This is a genomic window from Photorhabdus sp. HUG-39 (assembly GCF_963878365.1).
Classification (GTDB): domain Bacteria; phylum Pseudomonadota; class Gammaproteobacteria; order Enterobacterales; family Enterobacteriaceae; genus Photorhabdus; species Photorhabdus kayaii.
This window is the reverse complement of the sequence record NZ_CAWNWY010000024.1, coordinates 59046-81376: the sequence shown is the minus strand read 5'-3', so window position 1 is coordinate 81376 and position 22331 is coordinate 59046. Positions and strand designations below refer to the sequence as shown.

The following is a 22331-nucleotide window of genomic DNA, read 5'->3' as shown; positions in this document are numbered from 1 at the left end:
TGATGAAAAAGCGATGAGTTTATTTTTTCCCCTGAAAAAGCAAGAAAAAGTCATACACAATAAGGTCATTTATTGGTGAGTGCAAAATTGATCTTATTTTTTGTATTGAGAGTTTTTAGAGGTTCCCCTCTGAACATCAGACGCTTGCAGAACGTCAACGCGAATCAGTAATAGCCGGTATCTTTTCCATTCGAGTAGAGAGGCTTTCTCTATTCCGCGACAACTTCTAAATCAACAGAGTTTTGTAGCAATGAGAGTGTTTCATTTGCTTGGGAGGGAGCGCAATACTGGCATATTAATATTTAATAAATTAATTTTATTAAAAAAGTTACATACACCCAATAATACCCCCACATTACTTTGCTACATCAAACCTAGTAGATTTTACGTGGAAATTAGATTTATACCCGCTTAACTTGAAGATGCAGGATTCAGAACCTGGAAGTTGTCATTAATACGGCACGACAGGTTCCCGGCAAGTTCCGGTAATATTTCCGTCAAAAAACGATGTATTGCCTGCCTGAACAAGGCTGTCGAGGCGAAATAAGGGTTATTCCTGACCTGTTCATTCATCACCTTCCACAGCCTTTCTATCGGGCTCAGATTCGGGCTGTATGGCGGCAAGTAATGAAGATCAATATTCATTACATAAGCCCAGTCTTTCACCAGCCTGCTTCGGTGGTAACCGGCTCCGTCAAGGATAATATGAACCTTCTGACTGATCGGATAGGTCTCACGGATGGCAATGAAGAACTCGGCGATGTGATAACTGTCGATACGGTCATATTCGCGCACCACCGTTTTACTGATATCGGCCAGATTCAGGGCGCCCATCAGGTTCAGACGGGTACGGCTTCCCGTGGTTTTCACCGCGGTTTTCTGACCTTTGCGCATCCAGCCATAAGCGAGTTTCGTCCCCTGCGTGGGATGGACGCCATCAATGAACAGGATGGGCTCATGGTCTCCGGCTTCCTGCTTCAGTTTCCCGTAGGCTTCCATAAAAACCCGTTGCTGTTCCGCATTGAACTTGTGGGGCACGCCGGTCGGTTTTTTATAGCTGAAGCCATTGTGGTGCAGCCATTTATTCATGCCGGGAACGGTGTAACGGATATTCCACCACTCTTCGACAAGACGGATAACCGCCTGTGTGGTGGGCAGAAGATTGGCGGTCAGATAAGCGATAAGTGCCTGAGTCTGTGTTTCGCTGAGATAGCTCTGAGAGCCGCCATTTTCGGGTTTCAGCTTAGCTTCATTAAGCCAGTCATTGAGGTGACGTCGGACAGTGGTTTCGTGGATAAGTTGCGAACGGGCGATCATCTCGGGAGACCATCCATCAGCAGAGAGCAAAACACATCGTATGCGATCACAGATATGACGATCCCTGCACGTCCGATGCAGGTTGATGAGTTGTTGCTTTTGCTCTTCGCTGAGATAAATAGTCATACTGTTAGGATGATCCTTATTTCAGAGAAAATCAAGCATCTTCATTGAGCACTGGTATATAACTGTTTAATCATCGTGTTAAAGCAAAAAAGCCATGAGATTTGAAAATGGTCAAACTTGACTGCCATTTCACGCTCAAGGCTTCATATAAACATTTATCATTTTTACGAATTAGATCACAAATTAAAGCGGATTATTCCTGTGGTTTATCGCGAACCCTACGCTCAATTAATCGGTCATACATATCGAAGTAACGGCTAGGCCAAATTTCAGAAGGATGTATACCGAGATAATCCGCAATTATCCACTGCCTACTGAGTGCATTTGATAACCTGATTACCATCGAATCTCAGCTAGCTTGAGTAAATACTCAGGTATAGGTGCTGCCCGGATACATGAATAAATAAGCTGTTCGAATGTTTTTTTAAGGTTAAAGCGCCAATTGAACCTGAAACAGAATTCGGCAAGATAACGAGGTAAATACTTTTTGCTAATCGAATGATATGTTCCGCGTATCGAATTTTTTACATGACTAATCATTGTGTTAACCCACTGAAAATAAGGAAGCTTAACACTCTGCGCTCCACCGCCGGTGACGAGGGGCAAATGGAAAGTCCCAGTCCCGGCTTGCTCAATCCCCCGAAAGCAAGCTAATCCATCTGAAATAACAAGGGATTTTGGTTTAAGATGCACTTTAGCCCAACGAGTAAGTTCCTCGGTCTTAAACCCTTTCACAACGCTGAAACGCATGAACATAGAGTGGCCCTTTTCATTCATTGAAACCGCCGCAACGAAAGGGCATTTCCCTTTTGCCCCTCGCCCTCGGGGACCATGCTGAGCCCCTCCCCAGTAGACGTCGTCAAGCTGAATAAACCCGCCGAGAGGCTTTTCGTCATCCCGTTCTTTCATCGCTTTCATTAGCTTGTGTTTCATACGCCATGCAGCGTTGTAGGAAATGCCCAGTTGACGTGACATTTCAAGTGCAGAAATCCCATTTTTTTCCTGAGTCATGAGATAAATCGCCAAAAACCACACAGTTAAAGGTAATTTTGACGCAGAAAACAATGTGCCGGCCGTCAAAGATGTCTGATGATGGCATTGATTGCACTGATAAAGGAGACGAGATTTTAACTGGCAATACTTATCATGCCCACAATGAGGGCAGTGATACCCCGTAGGCCAGCGCATATCGAACACCTGTTTCTGGCATTGTTCTTCATGACCATATAATGAAATAAACTCATGAATAGAAATGCCTTTTTGGAATTGAATCTGATTTTTAGCCATTTTCATTTACCTCCACGCAGACTTATTTTAAGTATACGCCTATGGGAGCTGAATTTAAGTGGTAATCAGGAAAGTTAATGTAGACATCTCCATAATATTTTACTATCTATTTCAATAATCATCTCAAGCGCACATACAACCTACACTCACTTACTAGTGCTTGCAATAGAATATTACTTCTATTTATTAGTAAGTTATATTTTTGAAAATACTTCATTAATAGATAAACCGAATTAGTTGCCCTAAAATCGTCATTCAGGGTGTGAATGACTATATTTGGCACTGAGCTACCCATACGAAAGACCTTGATCAGTTTCGGGCGAATACCTGAGAAACCATTCATGCTGAAATGTCTAAATTAGCTGAGATGGATTCAATTTAGCTTACTCGTGCTCTAGAACGTTCCTGTTCACGAATTCGGGCCTCAATTTCGGTGTAAAGATTAGCCTCTGCGTTTTCTCTATCCGTTGCAGTAACAACTAAAGCATATGATTCGTGTTGATTATTGAGTGGAGCCCCCCACTCACGATCATTTCTGGTTACAACTACAAACCACTTTTCATTAGGAGAGCGACGCTTAAATACCCAACTAGATGATTGCACTGTACCGTGGTCACGTTGTTGTGCAGTAACAGAACGGTTACTTGTCGCATCTTCATTCCTGGATTTTATGCCATCCTGTACATCATGATTAAAATACTGCTGGACATCCTGTAACGATGTTCCTTTTACGAGTCTATAGGATATTTGCGTAGCCGCATAATCCAGCCTAGTCGTTCTGACGGCTGGTGAATAAGCTAAAGTAATGTGCAGTTCTCGCACTGCCCGTTGAGTTCTTAAAAAGGAAGCGGGTAATGGAAGCTCAAAAAATTGATGTGTATTATTTACAATTTGTTCTTCACACATCATAACAACTACTTCTTCTGATGAACGGTATAAACCGTCTTCCTCGACTACTCCATATCCAACAATATCCCGAATAATGCTACGGTTTCGAGTTGCTAACTCTGCTTTATAACACTCAACAACTTCTCTAGAAAATGTATTTTCCATCTGAGGAGTCAATACTGCATGATTGACCAGCATCGCTCGCAACATATTGGCTGACATATCTGGATATTCATTTAGTAAACGTCCAGCAAGATACGTTATATACGGTGCAGAAAAACTAGTTCCACTTTGTTCAGAGAAAAGTGTGCTTCCTTGGAATTGATGGTGACAACTTAGAACGCCAAGCCCTCTGGCATATGGTCGCCATTGACCTCCGTTATTACGCATGGGTGCAGCGAAATTTCCACCATGGGCTACTATTTCCGGTTTAAAAGCTCCTTTCACTGACGGCCCGTGGCGTGTGAATGGCGAGGGTTGAAATTCTCCCGCTGGACTTAAATGACTAATTTCATTCGCCCTACGTTGAGCATCAAATGTTGCATTGTGCTTAGCATAACTTCCTATCGTGAGAACATTGAGTGCAGGGGCTGGATCGATGATAATGGAACTGTTATGGATTAAGTAACTGGGGTATTCAGCACGCCAACTTTCCTCTGGAACCTCAGGATCACTACTTCCATTAAAGTTACCTGCAGAAACAACGAACAGGATGTTATGACGACGAACCAACACATCAAGAACATAAGCAATTCCTCTGATATGCTTACCATCATATGGTGCATTCGCGTTACCAAGTGATAAGTTAAATATACGACATCCTAAATCTACGAAATATTCTACTGCCCGAGTCAAGGTTGTTTCGATCGTAGAAGTATCAAATTCCCCATCAGAATTAAGGATTTTTCCATTATATAACCACACTAACGGCTGCCAGAAATTACTGGCATCACAGGCTTCAACATCACCATATAGCGCAATACCTGCAACAGCAGTACCATGTCCGCAATGGTCAAACTCGTCCTCATTAACCACAAAGCTTTCGCTTTCAGCTATTGCACTACGCAATAATGGGTGTGCTGTATTAATTCCACTATCAAGGATACAAATCTTTACAGCGTCAGGAGGTGGAGAAGGGATGTTTGCAGGAATAATGTTGATATCTTTGTTCAGTTTTTCGTAAGAAATACCGCTTGAAGGAGGCAGATCAACCATACGGACATCACGATGGGTTAGTAGTTTTTCAGCTTGCTCGCAATTTACTCGAACCCGATACATCAACAAGCTATCAAGATTAATTCGATCCAAACGGTGAATCATATTTTCCTGAAGCCAGTTTTCAAATTCTTCGCAGATCCGTTCTCGTGAAGGATGTCGTGTGGTTTCTATCGGCCAAAGTTCAACATCTAGACCGAATGATTCTAATTCAGGAAAACCATAATGCCTGACTGACCAGCTTTTGCGATCCTCACTAGACCAAATATCAACACTGTCTAATGCTGTTAGGATCTGCTGGTAGGTAATATGCCCATGTCCCAATTGTGACAGATGCTCCTCAAAGAGGGCAATTCCGCGTTCATCAGCAAAAGCAATACAGATCGTTTTGTCTTCTTGGCTAACGAACTCGATACCATGCCTGTCCAGATGAGCAATATCTAACATCCCAGTATATTGTAATTTAAGCATGTACCGGCCATCTTTATCTTTTCCTGGAATTTGCGGGGTAGCTAATTGCGTAATACCCCGTAATTGCTCAGACAACATGCTTCCATGCAGACGCAAATCGGCACGTGATGTTGTAGGAATGCTAAACTGACGTGTGCGCCTAGGGTTCTGAAGAGATTCTTTCGCGATACTAAGATGTTTATATTGTTCCGTCATTTATTATCCCTGACGAGTTTTATCTACATTTTCCCGCAAGAGTGCATTCTTAAGGTCTTTCAGAGTTAAAAACTCTTGGCTACGTAAAATCATTCTTTTGATTGCACGTCTTACAATCCGTTCTAAATCGGCACCACTTTTTCCAATAAATAGTGAGAGAACGGCATCATCTTCAAGCTCAAACTGGCGACGTATGCCACGAAGTTTTAGCTTCATCAACTCTAATAATTGATGCTTGTCGGGCAATTGGAATTCGATTGCATCGTCAAACCGCCTCCAAATAGCGCTATCCAGAATATGCTCATGGTTCGTTGCCGCAAGAATCAAGCTTTTCCCCTGATATGCATCCATCATCTGTAGAACTGCATTCACGACCCGTCTTAATTCGCCATGATCCCCACTATCCCCTCGTTCTTTACCAATAGCATCAAACTCATCGAAAAGTACAACCATTGGATACTGAGAGATAAAATCAAATATTTGGCGCAGGTTAGCAGCTGTCTCACCAAGATAAGAAGAAACAAGAGTATCAAGCCTGACGATTGCCAAGGGCATATCCAACTCACAAGCAACTACTTCTGCTGCCAGAGTTTTACCACATCCCGGAGGACCAAAAAAGATTACTTTACTAACAGCTTTCATTCCATAGCTGCGTAGCACATCAGCTCTGCGATTTTCTTCAAGAATCTCTTCGATCGCATCTGAACTTGATTTAGGTAGTACGATTTCATTCAGAGAACGGCTTGGCTGTTTAATATCCAGTAATGGGAGGCATCTCTCTTTATCAACAGGTATCTGGGGAACAGCAGGCACACGGGAGGTCTGTACGACGTGATCTCCATAAAGGATATGTTCAAGATCATTCGCAAGAAGATGATGCTGTTTTTGCCGTTCTTCCTCAATGATCACTTCCGAAACACGACGGAAGGCCACGACATCACCTGTCGCCCCAGCTTTTATAAGCTGTCTGAGAACCTTACCGTTTGCCATTTTTTTCCCTAACAAATCAACGTGCATAAAATCTTGCATTCAGTTTAGCATCGCCACGGCCTTATAAGAAGTTAGCTTTATCTAGATTTTTTGAATTGTTATACTTTTTTCGTTTTTTTAGAAAGAACTCTCGAAACGCCCTATATTTGTGACGTTCTCCCCCGTAGATTAATATGAATAATGTCCACACCTGGCACAAAGCCACCTATTTGGTTAGGTTTCATTTAGATCATCAATAGCGTCAGATCGAGCCTTATTTGGTAATCAAATTGCTACAACTAGCTCACTTTTGTCCAGAATCAGGCTAAAGGTAATTTCCAATGATTTAGATGTAATAGTTCAACCCCACACTGACGCGCTACGCTTGTCTTCTCCGAGTTACCGGGCTAATACATTAACCCGGCAACTCGAAGATCTGAAAGATCACCTTCCAGAGAAAACATTTTTACCTACCCCCCTATTAAAGAATTATGGATAAAACTGTTCACCTTTGAATAATTCTATTTAAATTCATTCGGTTAAAGGGTAATGAGTTGGAATTAAACTCTTCACTACTCTTCACCCAACCGTTCACCTCCAATCAGAAAAAAGGTGAACTGTAGTGGTGAACACTTTTTTATATTTCTTTGAAAAATGTCTGTCATCAGAAAAAAATTATTCTTCTGGCTGGCTATTCCTTGTCAGTTTCGGCATCCATTCGATAGCGGTATCAAGATTCAGGCTCAGATTGCTACGAATGCCCTGTTTGCTTTTCTTGCGTAAGTATTGCTGGCTGTACTCTGCCAGTGCGCCCAGCATATCCATGCCAAAGCGAGTCACAGAAACAGGCTTGTTCAGGTTATTGCCTTTCATATAAGCAAGATAGGTGTGATAAAGATACTTACGAGGGTTGAACGGCACAATCTCCGCATTGCCGATTAACAGACCATCAGCTTCATGGGAAGCTAAGATAACCGCAAAAATCGACCAGTGGATCTGTACCGCGTTTGATATCCAGCGCCTCCGCAGATTTCTGCTGCCCTGCCAGTAATAATTGCATATGTCCAAACTTCACCACAGCGTTGGCGGACTTTCTTTAATTTATCGGTAAAGCCTCTCTTTTCCATAATAGAAAGGAGGTCTAATAATTCGAGGGGTTTTATTTCAGCAATCGGGCGATGACCAATATAAGGGAAAACATCTTTTTCGAAAGCGTCCATCATATCTTCACGATAACCAACAGGCCATCTGTATTTTCTTCCCTCGCACCATTCACGCGTAATACTTTCAAAGGTGTTACTGATTTCTCCCTGAGCCACAAGTTTCTTCTGTTTTTTATCTTGGTTGGGATCAATACCTTCGGTTATCAGTTTCTTGGCTTCATTACGTTTTCTTCTGGCCTCTGCCAGAGAGATAAGCGGAAAAGTGCCAAGAGCGAGTAATTTTTCTTTTCCTACAATGCGTGCGGTATTTCAGTCGCCAGTATTTAGAACCTGTTGTCTTTACCAACAGATACAAGCCACCGCCATCCGATAGCTTAAAATCTTTATCTTGAGGTTTTATTGTTTCAACTTATCGAGCTGTTAGTTTCATATTTCTGGCATCCTTGCACCTCACAGCTATGGGGGTACATTGAATAGATGCCAGTAAACAATAATGGAGATTGCCAAGGATCTTTCTTTGATTTTATTGGAAAAGTAGAATTTATAAGACGTGATGAGAAGTAGAAGTGGCGGAGGAGGAGAGATTCGAACTCTCGGATGGTTTCCCATCGGCGGTTTTCAAGACCGCTGCCTTAAGCCGCTCGGCCACCCCTCCGCAATGGCGTGCACTATAAACAGCACCGAGACAGATGTAAAGTATCCTTCTGTTCGATTGCCGTAAATTTACCCTTTTTCATGGTTGTTGGCTTATTTTATCCGCACATGTGCATACCATCCTTGGGTATGGAAGTGATTTTTGCTAAATTACGGCTACTTTTCTTTAATGGTTATTAATGATTATGCTGGTATTCGAAGGTCAAGAAATCGAAACCGATGCGCAAGGTTATCTGAAAAACAGTAGTGACTGGCAGGAAGCAATTGCTTTACTCCTCGCCGAACAGGAAGAAATCACTTTGACTGAACAGCATTGGGAAGTCATTCGTTTTATCCGGGAATTTTATAAGGAGTTTAATACATCCCCGGCTATCCGTATGTTAGTAAAAGCAATCGCACAAAAGTATGGCGAAGAAAAAGGCAACAGCCGCTATCTTTACCGTCTGTTTCCCAAAGGGCCAGCAAAGCAGGCAACTAAAATTGCCGGGCTGCCGAAACCGGTAAAATGTATCTAATTAATAAACTAGCTCAGTGGCGGACACTAAAATCTACAACATCCTCCACTGCGCAGGGTTGAGATGAAAAATTATCTATTCGTGCTCCCGGTGGACCACCCTGCTCTAACCAATGGGTTAATTTATTTAGTTGCTCACTGTCACCATAAGCTACGATTTTGACACTACCGTCATGCAAATTACAGACATAACCTGTCAGCTTATTAAATTTCGCCCAACGAAAAGTTTGATAGCGAAATCCAACTCCCTGAACCCGTCCATAAACACAAATTGTTATCCCATATTTAATCATAATTACCCCTGTCAACCCAATCACCTTGCGGTATCGCTCACATATATAGTTAAGCATACGACTGTTGGTTGTGTTTTATATTTACTACAGCTAACCTGAAATAGATGGAGTCACACTCGCAATTAAAGCAAAAAAAAGACTTCAACCAACGGGTACGGCTCTTGTAATTCACCTTACTGCCCTTATATCAATGTCAATACAAGACTTCTTTGGAGGTGACTATGATTATCGCCAGCAAATTCGGTATCGGCCAACAAGTACGCCACAAACTTCTGGGTTATTTGGGAGTCATCGTGGATATTGATGTGGAATACTCGCTGGAACAACCCCAAGAGGATGACATTGCATCCAATGCTACCCTGCGTTCCGCTCCCTGGTATCACGTTGTGATGGAAGACGACAATGGTCAACCTGTACATACTTATCTGGCCGAAGCACAATTAGCCTATGAAACATCCGATGAACATCCAGAGCAACCTTCTCTCGATGAGCTAGCAGAATCCATCCGCCATCAACTACTGGCCCCAAGACTGCGCAATTAATCCTCTATTTATACCAAACAACCTAGGCAGTTATCGTGTTTTAAGCTGCCTGTGCGGCAGTGCACACCAGCTGCCCGGCAGATATCTTCAGCATCATTTTCTAAGCTGCCTGTGCGGCAGTGCACTCCTTACTTAGGTAATGAACCTTTGCCGCATATTTCTAAGCTGCCTGTGCGGCAGTGCACGTCTGGATTTTAATAATACAGATTGGATAGACTTTCTAAGCTGCCTGTGCGGCAGTGCACAGAAGATGAAGCGAAAAATGCTGCGGAACATATTTCTAAGCTGCCTGTGCGGCAGTGCACGAAATTCAACCCAACAGTTCCTGGCTGGATCATTTCTAAGCTGCCTGTGCGGCAGTGCACTGTTCAGCGTAGGCATGAACGCCGCTTTTAATTTTCTAAGCTGCCTGTGCGGCAGTGCACTGTTACATATTAACTTTAAGTTGCTGACAGTTAAAGAATATAGTGATAAAAAATGAAAAAACCCTTTTTTCAGGAGATATTTTATTTTGATTTTAAATCAATAGGTTATTTTTTGATGATAAAAAAGGGTCAAAACTGAGGCACAACAAAAGCACCATATCTTATAGCAATAAAAGTGTAGATTCTGACAAAATTTAGCAGCCATAAGAGCAACTAAACTTGCCTTAATATATTGTAATAACTGTAAAAATAGATTTTATAAGATGTCTAGAAAAGTAAACTTAATATCCAGCTCAAACATTATTTGAACACTTGGAACCCGGATACCACTTCTCACCCAACTCCTTAAGTTTGCATTAGATATTGGTGCCTGGCGCCCTTCATCCACTAATTAGAAACCAAATAATTACAAGCTGACAAATATTATTTTTCGAGTCCCAATCTTAGAATTTCAATTTTTGGGCAGCGATCCATAACAACATCCAGACCTGCTTCCTCTGCCAATATTTTTGCTTGCTCATTAATAACACCAAGTTGCAACCAGAGCACTTTTGCTTTGATATCTATAGCTTCTTGCGCAATGTCATATGCAGCGTCAGCATTACGGAATACATCAACCATATCAACAGCCTGTGGAATATCTGCCAATTGTGCATACACTCGTTGCCCAAGCAGTGTTTGTCCGGCAAGCTTCGGGCTGACAGGAATCACCTGATAGCCTTGTTCCAGTAAATAAGCCATAACTTTATAACTTGGACGAGCAGTTTTTTCACTCGCACCTACCAACGCGATAGTTTTTACTCGTTTCAGTATGTCCGCAATTTGCTGATCACTCATTTTTTACTCCTTAAAATACGATATTTTTACTTTGTTTATTTATTGCAATGTATATGATAAACGTTGTTATCAATTGAACTCACTACGATCGAAAACACAATAACGATTATCAAAGGTATCTGCATGGAATTAACAACCCGTACGCTGTCTCCCTATAAAAATATAGCGCTTATTGCACATGACCACTGTAAAACTTCGCTGCTAGCCTGGTCCAAAAAACATAAAAGTTTACTCAAGAAACACCATTTATACGCTACCGGCACAACCGGTAATCTGATTCAGAACGAAACCGGATTATCTGTTACCAATATGCTTAGTGGTCCAATGGGTGGAGATCAACAAATTGGTTCTCTAATCTCAAAAGGGAAAATTGATGTGTTGATATTTTTCTGGGATCCACTTAATTCCGTGCCTCATGATCCTGATGTAAAAGCACTTCTACGCCTTGCTACAGTATGGAATATCCCTGTTGCAACTAATCTAGCGTCTGCGGATTTTATTGTTAGTTCTCCTCTATTTTCTGACTCAGTAGATATTCAAGTGCCTGATTATCAACATTACCTGAATGAACGTCTGAAATAAGTCTTTATAATATATACCTGTAACTACGTGCTCTCTCCACGTCAGATCCTTAGAAAAAACAGAGTGGGATTTCCAGAAAAGGTATCCCATGATGGCACTGAATATTTCAGCCAACGCAAAATCTCAAGGTTTACGTTGAACAGGCACACTTAACTGCTCTAACTGACGTACAAACACCGATGGATTCTTCTTGTCTTGCATCAACCATACCTGCTTCTTCGCCCGTGTTAATGCAACATACAAAAGGCGACGCTCCTCCGCATCCGAAAAATCTTCTGGCTGTGGCAATAAAACCCACTCCATCACAGATTCTCTTGCTGGTGCAGGAAAACCATCTTGCCCCTGATGCAGACCAAGAATAATCACATAATCCGCTTGTTGTCCTTTGGATGCATGGATAGTCATAAACTCTATTTTCAATTTAGGCCAGCGAGTTGCTGCTTTTTTCAGTAATTCAGGTTTCAAATAGTGATAACGCGCCAGCAATAAAATCGTTTCCTGCTCAGTGACATAGCCACTCATTTTATTCAATAAAGGTTCAAGCTGGTCTTCTGGCAAGATAACAATTGATTTTTTATTACCTTTAGTCAAACCATTTAGTGACTTCCTTAACTGATTCGGATTTTGTTGCACAAACGCGTTAGCAATCTCACCAATCCTATCATTAAACCGATAAGAGATATCCAGTACACATTCAGCACCTTTGCCAAAATAATTAGCAAATGCGGTAGTCAACATCAGCTCCGCGCCACTGAAACGATAAATTGCCTGCCAGTCATCCCCTACGGCAAACAGACAGCTTTGGCTATTTTGGGTTCGCATTGCAGTGAGCAATTTGGCCCCTAATGGTGAAATATCCTGAAGCTCATCGACCAGAATATGCTTCCACGGGCTGATAAACCGCCCTTTATCCAGAATATTTACAGCCTGATGGATTAACCCTGAGTAATCAACAGCACCTTCTGTTTTCAATTCAGATTTCCACACTTTTAATAAAGGCCCCATCAGGCGAATACATTTTTGAAACCGATCCAGGTACTCTTCCTGAACTTGCTCTATCATTGCTTTCTGACTACCACCATGTATACGCATCAACCCCAACCAACGCTCAAGCCGATCTGACAAACGGTTAACAAGCTGTTTATCGTGCCAAAATTCACCTTCCGGCACTTCCCATTTCAACTCCTCTGTCAGCCATTCCCGCCAACCTTTGGCCTGTGCTTTCTTCTCGCTGCATTGTTGTTGCCAGTGTTTAATCAGAAAATCTTTTCTTTTTTGTCCATCTGTTTCCAACACGCTGATTTTTGGCGCTTTATTACTCCCTTGCTGAATGATATGCAACGCCAAAGTATGAAACGTTTTTACTTTAATCTCATTCACACCAAGACGCGTCTGAATCCTTTCATTCATCTCATTTACGGCTTGATGACTAAAGGCTAACAATAATATCTGTTCGGGAATCGCCTGTTGGAGAAGTAATAACCAACCCGCTCTCGCTACTAACACCGATGTTTTTCCACTACCCGCGCCAGCAAGAACCAGAACTGAATTTTCACCATTAATAACAGCCAGACTCTGAGAACGGTTTAAAGGAGATGTTTCTACCCGCTGAAAAAAGTCACGGTGTTGCTCCAACATACGTTCTGTCCATTGCAGATTGATTTTTTCAACGCACTTTTCGCCATTCTCAAGCCAACGCAAACAAATTTGATACTCATCCCGGCAATGATCAAATTGTTCCAGACGTTGTAATGGCAACGGTAAAGCCTGAAATGTTGCTTGAATTTGTTGTTGTAATTGGAACAAATCAGCTTTTTTCAACCAGCGATTCTGTTGTCCAATTCTGTTGATTTCACTAACCTGAGCTGTCAGTACATTAGCACTAATATCACTCATTTCCTGACTCCATTTCTGCCATTCACCAAGCAGATAATGGTAAAAACGCTGAGTTTGCTGCCATTCAGTACCATGAAGGCGAACCGCTTTTCCATCGGATAGCTCAAACTCTAACTCACCCCAGATGATACCCCGTTTACACTGAATATTAATTAACTGGTTAAATGGGATCAGGTATTGATGCTTTTCACCACTGACTTCAATACCCGCATTCAGCAAGCGCACCCGATTATAAGGATGCTGAGCAAGGCGTTGGCCAATTTGTGTTGCTTTAAGTTCCATTATCGAGCGCCGCACCTAAAAAATAGTTGAATTATGTCTTATAAGAGTTTTTTATCACCAATAAACCTTTTATCATAATATACCCGTTATCTTTCAAGTCGCCTCTTTGTTGGCGGCACTCACTCACCCCGGTCACATAGTTACCTATGCTCCCAGGGATTCGCTCCCTTGCCGTCGCGATGCATCTTGAAATCCGTAGGGTATAGTTATTTATGGCCGTTATTATTACCTCAGAGGTATCTTGTGCTAACTGTTTTCTCCGGTCTGCGCCGTTTTCTTTATAACAGTCATTTTCTCTACTATAACCGTATCCTAATCGCCTTGGCTGGAACAACACTAGTGCCTTGGCTTCTGAATAAAGAGCCTAAAATAACTATCTCATTGACCTTGGGCGTTGTTGCCGCAGCACTCGCTGATCTTGATGATCGTCTAACTGGACGTTTACGTAATCTAGTGATCACGCTGATTTCTTTCTTTATCGCTTCAGCCTCTATTGAATTACTGTTCCCTTATCCCTGGCTTTTTACCATTGGACTGGCGTTATCCACTTGCAGTTTTATCTTACTGGGAGCCCTCGGACAACGTTATGCCACTATTGCATTTGGTGCGTTGCTGATCGCAATTTATACCATGCTTGGCTCGTCTATTTTCCCACTATGGTATCAACAACCCCTATTACTGCTGACAGGTGCAATCTGGTATAACCTGCTAACTCTAACGGGCCATTTACTGTTCCCTATTCGCCCATTACAAGACAATCTAGCACGTTGTTACCAACAACTCGCAGTTTACCTTGACGCTAAAGCTAATCTGTTTGATCCCGATATAATAGAAGAAGGATATCAGCAATCCGTCATTAATGTGGCAATGGCAAACAGTGTCTTAGTTAACACGCTAAATCAAGCCAAAACCTCCCTACTGACCCGTCTGAAAGGCGATAGCCGCCAACGCGGAACTCACCACACTCTGCATTATTACTTTGTTGCACAAGATATTCACGAACGGGCAAGTTCATCTCATGTGCAATATCAGAGCCTACTACATATTTTCCGTTACAGCGATATTCTGTTCCGTTTTCAACGTCTTCTCTCTATACAAGCCCATGTATGTGAACAGATTGCTCAATCGATACTTTGGCATAAACCATACCAGCACAATCCACGTATTGAACGTGCATTTAACTATTTGGAAAGTTCCCTACAACAACTCAGTAAGCAACAGAAACATAACCTCAAGATTACCGCCTTATATAATTTGCTGAAAAACCTGCGCGCGATTGATGCACAATTAGCAAGCATGAGTTCTGGACGATATAATCTTTCCAAAGACAGAGAAGATGAGACTCAACTATCTGACGAAACTTTAACTGGCTGGCGTGATATTTGTCTAAGACTCGACCGCCATCTAACCCCAAAATCAGCCCTGTTCCGCCATGCAATCCGTATGTCTGTTCTGCTATGTAGTGGCTACACCATGATCCAGTTGTTGGATTTACAACATGGGTATTGGATTTTACTAACTAGTCTATTCGTTTGCCAACCCAACTACAGCGCTACTCACCGCCGTTTGATACTGAGAATAATAGGAACCGTTGCCGGGGTATTGATTGGCTTACCAATCCTTTACTTTGTGCCATCTATTGAGGGGCAACTGGTGTTAATTGTCATTTCTGGTGTATTGTTCTTCGTCTTCCGTAACACCCAATATGCACATGCAACCCTGTTTATCACATTACTGGTATTATTATGCTTCAATTTATTAGATGAAGGCTTTGAAGTCGCATTACCAAGAATTATTGACACATTAATCGGTTGTGGTAGCGCCTGGTTAGCCGTAAATTTCATTTGGCCAGACTGGAAATTCCGCCAGTTATCACAAGTGATAAACCGGACGATGAATACCAACTGTCGCTACCTTGATGCCATTTTAGTTCAATATTATCAGGGAAAAGATAATGGATTGACCTATCGAATTGCCCGCCGTGATGCCCATAATAGTGATGCAGAACTGGTATCCGTTATTTCAAACATGTCTGCCGAGCCGAAAAGTGACCAGACTTCTCAAGAAAAAGCATTCCAGCTATTGTGCCTAAATCACACCATGCTAAGTTACATCTCTGCGCTGGGAGCACATCGAGATAAATTGGATAATAAAGCTATTTTGGATATTCTTAATGATGCTGTTTGTTATGTCGATACAGCATTAAAATCGATATTAATAGACGATGATAGAATTAAGCAAATACCTGTCAACATAGTGAAAAGAATTGAGCAAGCGCCGGCAGAAAGAAATAGTAAAGAACAACTGGTATTGCAACAAATCAGTTTATTAATAGCATTGCTACCTAAAATCGCCAGTATCATTAAAAAAATTAATTAAATATAACCAGATTGACATACTGGGGCAGTTGACTGCCCCTTTCTTTAGCTGTTCACGATAAAGATCTAACAAGCCAATTCCTTGTGCCAGCGTAATAAATCATTACGAATCTGTACCGGTAAAACGGCTGAATGACATCCTTCAATTGCACCAGCCAAAGCAAGCAATAAACTAACATTAGAATTTCTTTTATATTGATGCAATTTTAAATAACTGGCTTTCGCACCTAACAACCGCAAATCTTCAACTTTACATATTCCGACTTTCCATAACTGACGTTCCAAAGACATTCCAAGATTAGGTAAATCCTTCAAACGCTCTGGCATCTTCTTTTTACCCACCATTTCAATAAATGAGTAATGATAAGCCAAATACGCATATTGAGATAACAACTCTTGATCTTGCCAAAGTGACTCAACAACTTGATAATAACGCAAAGTTACAGGCACTCCTTTTTTCGAGTAAATATAGTTTTTCATTCCTCTGGCTTTAAATAATACTTCAGCATGGCCATTTCCCCTTAAATATAATTCTCCATCAGCAATAATAGCGAACATAATCCCATCAGCTAACAGGCTGTAACCACCAAACTGTGGCTTCCTTGTCAATGCCCCAAACGAAGAAAAACCATTTTTGAGTTGAGTAAAACGTACCTCAGACAAAAACATACAGATCACTCCATGAGTTTTGTGCAAATAAATCTCTTATCCATAGATTTGTCCCAATTACTAGTAAAATAAATAACAGGAACAAGCAATTAAAAACATACGCAATCCAATTTTATCTGCCAATGGTTAAATGAGTTTACAGCCATTTACAGTCAATATTTGCGAAGCTCTTTGAAAAAATAGACTTGATCTTAGCTTGGTATGAAGATACTGTATATTAATACAGTTAATTGTGGCGAGGTTCATTATGGGCATTCAATCACCCTGGGTTTACCCTTCTATACCCTATGGATTTCAAGATGCATCGCGGCGGCAAGGGAGCGAATCCCCGGGAGCATAGATAACGATGTGACCGGGGTGAGTGAGAGCAGCCAACAAAGAGGCAACTTGAAAGATGACGGGTATAGTGAGTGAATTGATTTATAGTGATAACCAATATAGCGATAGCCAAGCGGTCATTAATCGTATATTGCTACCTTTGTTACGCCAATCAGGAAATGAAGCCCGCTGGTTGCTATGGGTTAGTCCACATAAAAAACTGAGCCGCCAATGGTTAATTAACTCTGGATTACCTTTAGATAAGATTATCCAATTAAATCGCATTAGCTCCATTACAACGGTAGAGGCAATGGAAAGAGCATTGGCGAGTGGTAATTACAGCGTGGTACTTGGCTGGCTACCAAAGTTATCGGAAAAAGATACCGTAAGATTACAGGCGGCGGCACAAAAAGGTAATGCTCTGGGCTTTATTATGCGCCCACAAGATGTAAGTAAAGAAACCAACCATGCTGAATCGCGATCAAATTTACTAAAAATCCACTCCATTCACTACCATTGACTAAAACCAAGCATTATCGCAATATTCATAACACAAAATAACCAATTCAGACCAAGAACCCCTGATCACAATTAAAATCAATTAATTAAGGTAAGATTAGTTGTAAAGAATAGTAAAGTTTTTTTGAAATCATGCATTATCTTTTAAATTTTTTACTCTATTAATCAAGGGGCACTTGTAACTTTTTAACTTCGTTGTAGACTTTACACCATTAAAGGTTACTGCACTTAGTACCCTTGTATTGTTTTAGTCCATCGGTTTTATGAAAGTGCAGTATTCCTAACTGAGTTTTTTAATCAATATGGCTCAACAGCCTATCTTAGTAGATATTAAATTAGTGCAGGCCATTCTTATGGATAAATAGTGAACACGGAAATGCGTAAAATTCAAAGCGTACACACAATAACGGTACCGAAGAATTTGAACACAACTCAGTGTTCACTTTTATTACAAAGAATGGCAAATGAAATAGCCTAATGGGGTAGGCAGTAAGTAAAAAGGCTCCCAAAGCCAATTGCCTATTGGGTGATGATAATAACGAGGCGTTAAAATGAAAAAGATAGCTATCGCGGTAGCAGTGGCAGTGGCCGCTTTCACAACTGCAACGCAAGCAGCTCCAAAAGACAACACTTGGTATACCGGTGGTAAGTTGGGTTGGTCCCAATACCATGACGTGAATTTCTACGGTAACGATTATACCAGTGCAATCGGTAATGGCCCTACTCACAAAAACCAATTGGGTGCGGGTGCTTTCTTAGGTTATCAAGCCAATCCGTACCTAGGTTTTGAAATAGGTTACGACTGGCTAGGTCGTATGCCTTACAAAGGCAGCGTCAATAATGGTGCCTTCAAAGCCCACGGTTTCCAAATGGCAACCAAACTGAGCTATCCAATTATGGATGACTTGGATATCTATACTCGCCTGGGTGGTATGGTTTGGCGGGCAGATTCCAAAGCAACTTACAGCGCAACCAATACTCATCTGAAAAATCATGACACCGGTGTTTCTCCACTGGCAGCTATCGGTGTTGAGTATGCGATAACTAAAGACTGGGCTACTCGTCTGGATTACCAGTGGGTTAACAATATCGGGGATGCAGGTTCAGTAGGTGCACGTCCTGATAACGGTCTGTTGAGCGTAGGTGTTTCTTACCGCTTCGGCCAAGATGAAGCAGCAGCCCCAATTGTTGCTCCAGCTCCGATTGTTGCTCCAACACCAGCTCCAACCCCCGTTGTTGAAAATAAACGTTTTACCCTGCGTTCTGATGTGCTGTTCGAATTTGCAAGTTCTGAGCTGAAAGCCGAAGGTAAGCACAATCTGGATCAACTCTATACTGAGTTAGCAAATATCGACCCAAATCAGGGCAAAGTACTGGTTTTAGGCTACACTGACCGTATCGGTAAAGATGTTTACAATCAGAAACTGTCTCAGAAACGCGCTCAAAGCGTAGTTGACTATCTGGTATCTAAAGGTATCCCTGCCGGCAGCATCAGCGCGGAAGGTCACGGTAAAGCAAACCCTATCACTGGTTCTACTTGTGATAAGGTTCGCAAACCTAACCTAATCAACTGCCTGGCGCCAGATCGTCGTGTAGAGATCGAAATTCAAGGTACTAAAGAGGTTGTTACTCAAGCACAATCTGCTCAATAATAGCCTTTCTTGGTTATAATTAATCATCGAAAGCTCAGAAAGCCCCATTGTCAAATGGGGTTTTCTTTTACCGATAGTGAAATTTTATATCAAACTTATTAAAAGAGCTTGTTGCGATACCAGCCTATCACAACTGAAATTACTCTTTCTTACCCAGAATAGCTTCCAAGTCGTGTTTCAAGCTGGACATCTGATTGGCATACTTTTCTTCCCGCTCAGCATCTTCAATTAACTGGATAATAGTTTCAGACAGTGTATTACCCCGTCGTTGAGAAAGTGCAGATAAGCGATGCCACACAGGAAAATCTAAGTCGATGGATTTCTTGCGAGTATGTTGATGTTCCGCATTAAAATGCCGTTTACGCCGAGCGCGGATAGTTTGTTTCATCCGGTTGGATAAATCAGGATTCATATGCTGCTCAATCCATTTCAGTACCCTTACCGGTTCACTCTCAAGTTCAATGAGTTTATCAACGGCTGCATGAGCTGCACTGTTTTCAATATATCTAGTAATTGGCTCGCCTTCTTGATGTTTTTTCATCAGATAAGCCCACTTCCAGCCACATTCCAAATTTTCCAGTTGTTGATATTTCATCTTACTTTCTCAGTGACAGCGTAACTAAAAATAAGCATAACAACTATTTTAGTAAATTGCTTATAGCCAAACTGATTAATATCTGTTTTTTGAAAAAATTATTTTTTACATAAAGTGTCTGCAATAGCAAACATTCAAGCATGTTGGTTTATATCTTAATCTTGTATAATCGACGCTTTCCTACTTTACAACATACAGCGATCACTTTGACCACTAACAAACTAGACTGGCAGGCATTACTGCCGAATTGCGTTCCTTATGATGCGCTTTTTCATTCTGCTTCCCAACAGGCGTCTGCCAGTATGGAAGCCGTTCAATCACGGCTACATAGTGGTTTACAGCTTTTTTGCCGGATGGATTCCCGCCAGCCTTTTATGCTATTGAAAGCCGAAGAATGTGATATTTATTTGTCAGCATTAGCTGAGTCTATCCGTCCATTACTCACGAAAGAGCTTCCCCAAATTGGTGGCAATTATCACATACAGCAACAGAAAATTAGCTGGCAACCATCAACAGCAGGCCATTTCACACCTGAGTTACGCGTCGCCTATCGTGAATGGATAGAAGCAGAGCAACTATTTGGCTGCTTCCATTCTCACAACGGAGAAATTCACTTACAACCCGGTCTGATTCATCAGGTAAATGGCGGTGTACTTATTCTACCGTTACGTACCCTACTGTCTCAGCCCTTAATGTGGGTTCGCCTGAAACAGATGATTATTCAGCAACGCTTTGAATGGTTGTCTCCGGATAGCAACAAACCGTTACCATTACCTATCCCTTCTATGCCATTAAAGCTACGTCTGATCCTGGTTGGAGATCGTCTAAGCCTTGAAGAGTTTCAGGCTACAGAACCTGAATTAACAAAAAGCGCTCTATATGGCGAATTTGAGCTGGATATGCCATTTCATAATGAGCAGGATTTAAGCCTGTGGTGCGATTATATCAATGGACTCATTCAACAATGGCAATTACCTCCATTGAGTCACAATGCTTGGCCTGAGCTTGTCCAACAAGCAATCCGCCATGTAGAAGATCAACACCTCCTGCCTTTAGATATTCTCTGGCTACAACGGCAACTGACTACTGCGGCACTCTATCAGCAAGAAAATCAGATTACAGCTCAATCAATTAAACAAGCAGAGGAAAATCGCCGCTGGCGTCACAATTATCTGCCTGAACGTAGTTTAGAGGAAATTCACAAAGGCCAGATTCTTATCCGCACCCAAGGCATGGTCATTGGCCAAATTAATGGATTATCTGTGCTAGAGTATCCCGGCCATCCTGATCCAGTAGGAGAGCCATCCCGTATCACTTGCGTGGCCCATATGGGAGATGGGGAATTTGTTGATGTTGAACGCAAAGTTGAGTTAGGTGGCAATATCCATGCGAAAGGCATGATGATTATGCAAGCATTTTTAATTTCCGAGCTAAAATTGGATCAACCACAACCTTTCTCTGCATCTATTGTATTTGAACAGTCCTATGGTGAAGTTGACGGCGACAGCGCTTCTCTTGCCGAATTATGCGCATTGATAAGTGCTCTTTCCCTGCAACCCATTGATCAACAACTGGCCGTCACAGGTGCAGTAGATCAATTTGGTTATGTTCAACCCATCGGTGGTATTAACGAAAAAATCGAAGGTTTCTTTGAAGTATGCCACCGCAGAGGGCTAACTGGTCAACAGGGAGTCATCCTACCCGCAGCGAACATCCATCATTTATGTCTTAATCAAGCCATTGTAGATGCGGTAAAAGCGCAAAAATTTCATTTATGGTCAGTAAAACATGTTTCTGAAGCGCTGCCTTTATTGACAGGTATCCCTTATTATGATCAACAAGAAACACACTTGTTAGCTATGATACAAGAACGTATAACACAGGCGAATAATCAGGAACGACCTAAATTCCCGTGGTTTCTTCGCTGGTTGGGTTAATTCACAATGTCTGATCGGAGTTGTTCAGCGTACAAGTGTACTCTATTATTTACCCTACATTAAATATAAGGCTATCTGATAATATGGTTGATAAACGTAAATCCTACACAAAAGAAGATCTTATCGCATCTGGACGCAGTGAGCTGTTCGGAGAAAATGGGCCGCCATTACCATCTGGTAATATGCTAATGATGGATCGCATCATTGAAATGACAGAAAACGGCGGTACCTACGATAAAGGTTACATAGAAGCCGAGCTGGATATTACCCCTGATTTATGGTTTTTCGACTGCCATTTTATTGATGACCCGGTAATGCCCGGCTGCCTTGGCCTTGATGCCATGTGGCAATTGGTTGGATTCTTCCTTGGCTGGTTAGGTGGTGAAGGTAAAGGCCGTGCCCTTGGCGTTGGCGAAGTTAAGTTCACCGGCCAAGTATTACCAACGGCTAAAAAAGTCACCTACCGTATCAACTTTAAACGTGTCATTAACCGTAAATTGATTATGGGACTGGCTGATGGTGAAGTGTTAGTAGATGGAAAAATCATCTATACGGCAACGGATTTGAAAGTAGGCTTGTTTAAAGATACCAGCGCTTTCTAATCAAT

General features: G+C 41.7%; 20 protein-coding genes, 1 tRNA gene, 3 pseudogenes and 1 CRISPR repeat array. Of the genes and pseudogenes, 9 read left to right on the top strand and 15 right to left on the bottom strand.

Annotated features, from left to right (window positions below; all coding sequences use genetic code 11):
• Positions 1 to 93 precede the first annotated feature (93 nt).
• The 9 genes and pseudogenes from AAC155_RS15815 to AAC155_RS15775 form a co-directional block, all read right to left on the bottom strand.
• Positions 94 to 213, bottom strand: coding sequence for a tail fiber assembly protein (locus tag AAC155_RS15815; RefSeq protein WP_229015578.1), 120 nt, complete (start codon positions 211 to 213; stop codon positions 94 to 96).
• A 198-nt stretch (positions 214 to 411) separates the two neighbouring features.
• Positions 412 to 1443 carry an IS630 family transposase gene (locus AAC155_RS15810; protein WP_113043256.1) on the bottom strand — a complete coding sequence of 344 codons (1032 nt, stop codon included), beginning with the start codon at positions 1441 to 1443 and terminating at the stop codon, positions 412 to 414.
• A gap of 193 nt (positions 1444 to 1636) precedes the next feature.
• Positions 1637 to 1774 (bottom strand): annotated as a pseudogene (locus AAC155_RS15805) (helix-turn-helix domain-containing protein); the annotation flags it as partial.
• A gap of 5 nt (positions 1775 to 1779) precedes the next feature.
• On the bottom strand, positions 1780 to 2730 hold the full coding sequence (locus AAC155_RS15800; RefSeq protein WP_113043261.1) for an IS1595 family transposase: 951 nt from the start codon (positions 2728 to 2730) through the stop codon (positions 1780 to 1782).
• A gap of 378 nt (positions 2731 to 3108) precedes the next feature.
• Positions 3109 to 5499 (bottom strand): S8 family peptidase, encoded by a 2391-nt coding sequence (locus tag AAC155_RS15795; protein WP_113043254.1) that lies wholly within the window; start codon positions 5497 to 5499, stop codon positions 3109 to 3111.
• Between the two features lie 3 nt (positions 5500 to 5502).
• Entirely contained in the window at positions 5503 to 6528 is a 1026-nt protein-coding gene (locus AAC155_RS15790; protein ID WP_229015576.1) for an AAA family ATPase, read from the bottom strand.
• A gap of 615 nt (positions 6529 to 7143) precedes the next feature.
• A pseudogene (locus AAC155_RS15785) lies at positions 7144 to 7519 on the bottom strand (primase-like DNA-binding domain-containing protein); the annotation flags it as partial.
• A pseudogene (locus AAC155_RS15780) lies at positions 7506 to 8031 on the bottom strand (tyrosine-type recombinase/integrase); the annotation flags it as partial. The pseudogenes AAC155_RS15785 and AAC155_RS15780, both read right to left, overlap by 14 nt.
• A 167-nt stretch (positions 8032 to 8198) precedes the next feature.
• Positions 8199 to 8286, bottom strand: a tRNA-Ser gene (locus AAC155_RS15775).
• Between the two features lie 184 nt (positions 8287 to 8470).
• Between AAC155_RS15775 and tusE the strand changes: the two genes are divergently transcribed.
• Positions 8471 to 8800 (top strand): sulfurtransferase TusE, encoded by a 330-nt coding sequence (gene tusE / locus AAC155_RS15770; RefSeq protein WP_036783230.1) that lies wholly within the window; start codon positions 8471 to 8473, stop codon positions 8798 to 8800.
• A 13-nt stretch (positions 8801 to 8813) separates the two neighbouring features.
• Here the strand turns inward: tusE and yccX are convergent, their stop codons facing one another.
• Positions 8814 to 9092, bottom strand: coding sequence for an acylphosphatase (gene yccX / locus AAC155_RS15765; RefSeq protein ID WP_113043253.1), 279 nt, complete (start codon positions 9090 to 9092; stop codon positions 8814 to 8816).
• 221 nt (positions 9093 to 9313) lie between these two features.
• Here yccX and hspQ point away from each other — a divergent pair, with 221 nt between their 5' ends.
• The gene (hspQ, locus tag AAC155_RS15760) at positions 9314 to 9634 is read left to right on the top strand and encodes a heat shock protein HspQ (RefSeq protein WP_011146062.1); all 321 of its coding nucleotides are present in this window, start codon (positions 9314 to 9316) and stop codon (positions 9632 to 9634) included.
• Between the two features lie 37 nt (positions 9635 to 9671).
• Positions 9672 to 10059: a CRISPR direct-repeat array (repeat unit 28 nt; unit sequence TTTCTAAGCTGCCTGTGCGGCAGTGCAC).
• A 423-nt stretch (positions 10060 to 10482) separates the two neighbouring features.
• On the opposite strand, the gene AAC155_RS15755 is transcribed toward hspQ, so the two are convergent.
• Positions 10483 to 10896 carry a CoA-binding protein gene (locus AAC155_RS15755; protein WP_113043252.1) on the bottom strand — a complete coding sequence of 138 codons (414 nt, stop codon included), beginning with the start codon at positions 10894 to 10896 and terminating at the stop codon, positions 10483 to 10485.
• A 123-nt stretch (positions 10897 to 11019) separates the two neighbouring features.
• On the opposite strand from AAC155_RS15755, the gene mgsA reads away from it, so the two are divergent.
• Entirely contained in the window at positions 11020 to 11478 is a 459-nt protein-coding gene (mgsA, locus tag AAC155_RS15750) for a methylglyoxal synthase (protein WP_113043251.1), read from the top strand.
• A gap of 123 nt (positions 11479 to 11601) precedes the next feature.
• On the opposite strand, the gene helD is transcribed toward mgsA, so the two are convergent.
• Both helD and AAC155_RS15740 read right to left on the bottom strand, forming a co-directional pair.
• On the bottom strand, positions 11602 to 13656 hold the full coding sequence (gene helD / locus AAC155_RS15745; protein WP_113043250.1) for a DNA helicase IV: 2055 nt from the start codon (positions 13654 to 13656) through the stop codon (positions 11602 to 11604).
• 31 nt (positions 13657 to 13687) lie between these two features.
• A complete protein-coding gene (locus AAC155_RS15740) occupies positions 13688 to 13990 on the bottom strand; it encodes a hypothetical protein (protein WP_191214916.1) in 303 nt (100 codons plus the stop codon).
• Between AAC155_RS15740 and yccS the strand changes: the two genes are divergently transcribed.
• The gene (gene yccS, locus AAC155_RS15735) at positions 13900 to 16035 is read left to right on the top strand and encodes a YccS family putative transporter (RefSeq protein ID WP_113043249.1); all 2136 of its coding nucleotides are present in this window, start codon (positions 13900 to 13902) and stop codon (positions 16033 to 16035) included. The genes AAC155_RS15740 and yccS overlap by 91 nt on opposite strands.
• 65 nt (positions 16036 to 16100) lie before the next feature.
• Here yccS and AAC155_RS15730 read toward each other — a convergent pair whose 3' ends face one another.
• Positions 16101 to 16703, bottom strand: a complete 603-nt coding sequence (locus AAC155_RS15730) for a TfoX/Sxy family DNA transformation protein (RefSeq protein ID WP_113043248.1) — start codon at positions 16701 to 16703, stop codon at positions 16101 to 16103.
• A 201-nt stretch (positions 16704 to 16904) separates the two neighbouring features.
• Between AAC155_RS15730 and AAC155_RS15725 the strand changes: the two genes are divergently transcribed.
• The 3 genes from AAC155_RS15725 to ompA all read left to right on the top strand — a co-directional run bounded on the left by AAC155_RS15725 (position 16905) and on the right by ompA (position 19192).
• On the top strand, positions 16905 to 17117 hold the full coding sequence (locus AAC155_RS15725) for a hypothetical protein (protein WP_146748111.1): 213 nt from the start codon (positions 16905 to 16907) through the stop codon (positions 17115 to 17117).
• A complete protein-coding gene (gene sulA / locus AAC155_RS15720; RefSeq protein ID WP_113043247.1) occupies positions 17098 to 17541 on the top strand; it encodes an SOS-induced cell division inhibitor SulA in 444 nt (147 codons plus the stop codon). The genes AAC155_RS15725 and sulA overlap by 20 nt, the downstream gene beginning before the upstream one ends.
• A 550-nt stretch (positions 17542 to 18091) precedes the next feature.
• The gene (gene ompA, locus AAC155_RS15715; protein WP_113043246.1) at positions 18092 to 19192 is read left to right on the top strand and encodes a porin OmpA; all 1101 of its coding nucleotides are present in this window, start codon (positions 18092 to 18094) and stop codon (positions 19190 to 19192) included.
• A gap of 139 nt (positions 19193 to 19331) precedes the next feature.
• Here ompA and matP read toward each other — a convergent pair whose 3' ends face one another.
• On the bottom strand, positions 19332 to 19787 hold the full coding sequence (matP, locus tag AAC155_RS15710; RefSeq protein ID WP_113043245.1) for a macrodomain Ter protein MatP: 456 nt from the start codon (positions 19785 to 19787) through the stop codon (positions 19332 to 19334).
• A 206-nt stretch (positions 19788 to 19993) separates the two neighbouring features.
• Between matP and AAC155_RS15705 the strand changes: the two genes are divergently transcribed.
• Both AAC155_RS15705 and fabA read left to right on the top strand, forming a co-directional pair.
• Positions 19994 to 21724 carry an AAA family ATPase gene (locus tag AAC155_RS15705; protein ID WP_113043259.1) on the top strand — a complete coding sequence of 577 codons (1731 nt, stop codon included), beginning with the start codon at positions 19994 to 19996 and terminating at the stop codon, positions 21722 to 21724.
• A gap of 83 nt (positions 21725 to 21807) precedes the next feature.
• Entirely contained in the window at positions 21808 to 22326 is a 519-nt protein-coding gene (gene fabA, locus AAC155_RS15700) for a bifunctional 3-hydroxydecanoyl-ACP dehydratase/trans-2-decenoyl-ACP isomerase (RefSeq protein ID WP_113043244.1), read from the top strand.
• Positions 22327 to 22331: the final 5 nt, after the last annotated feature.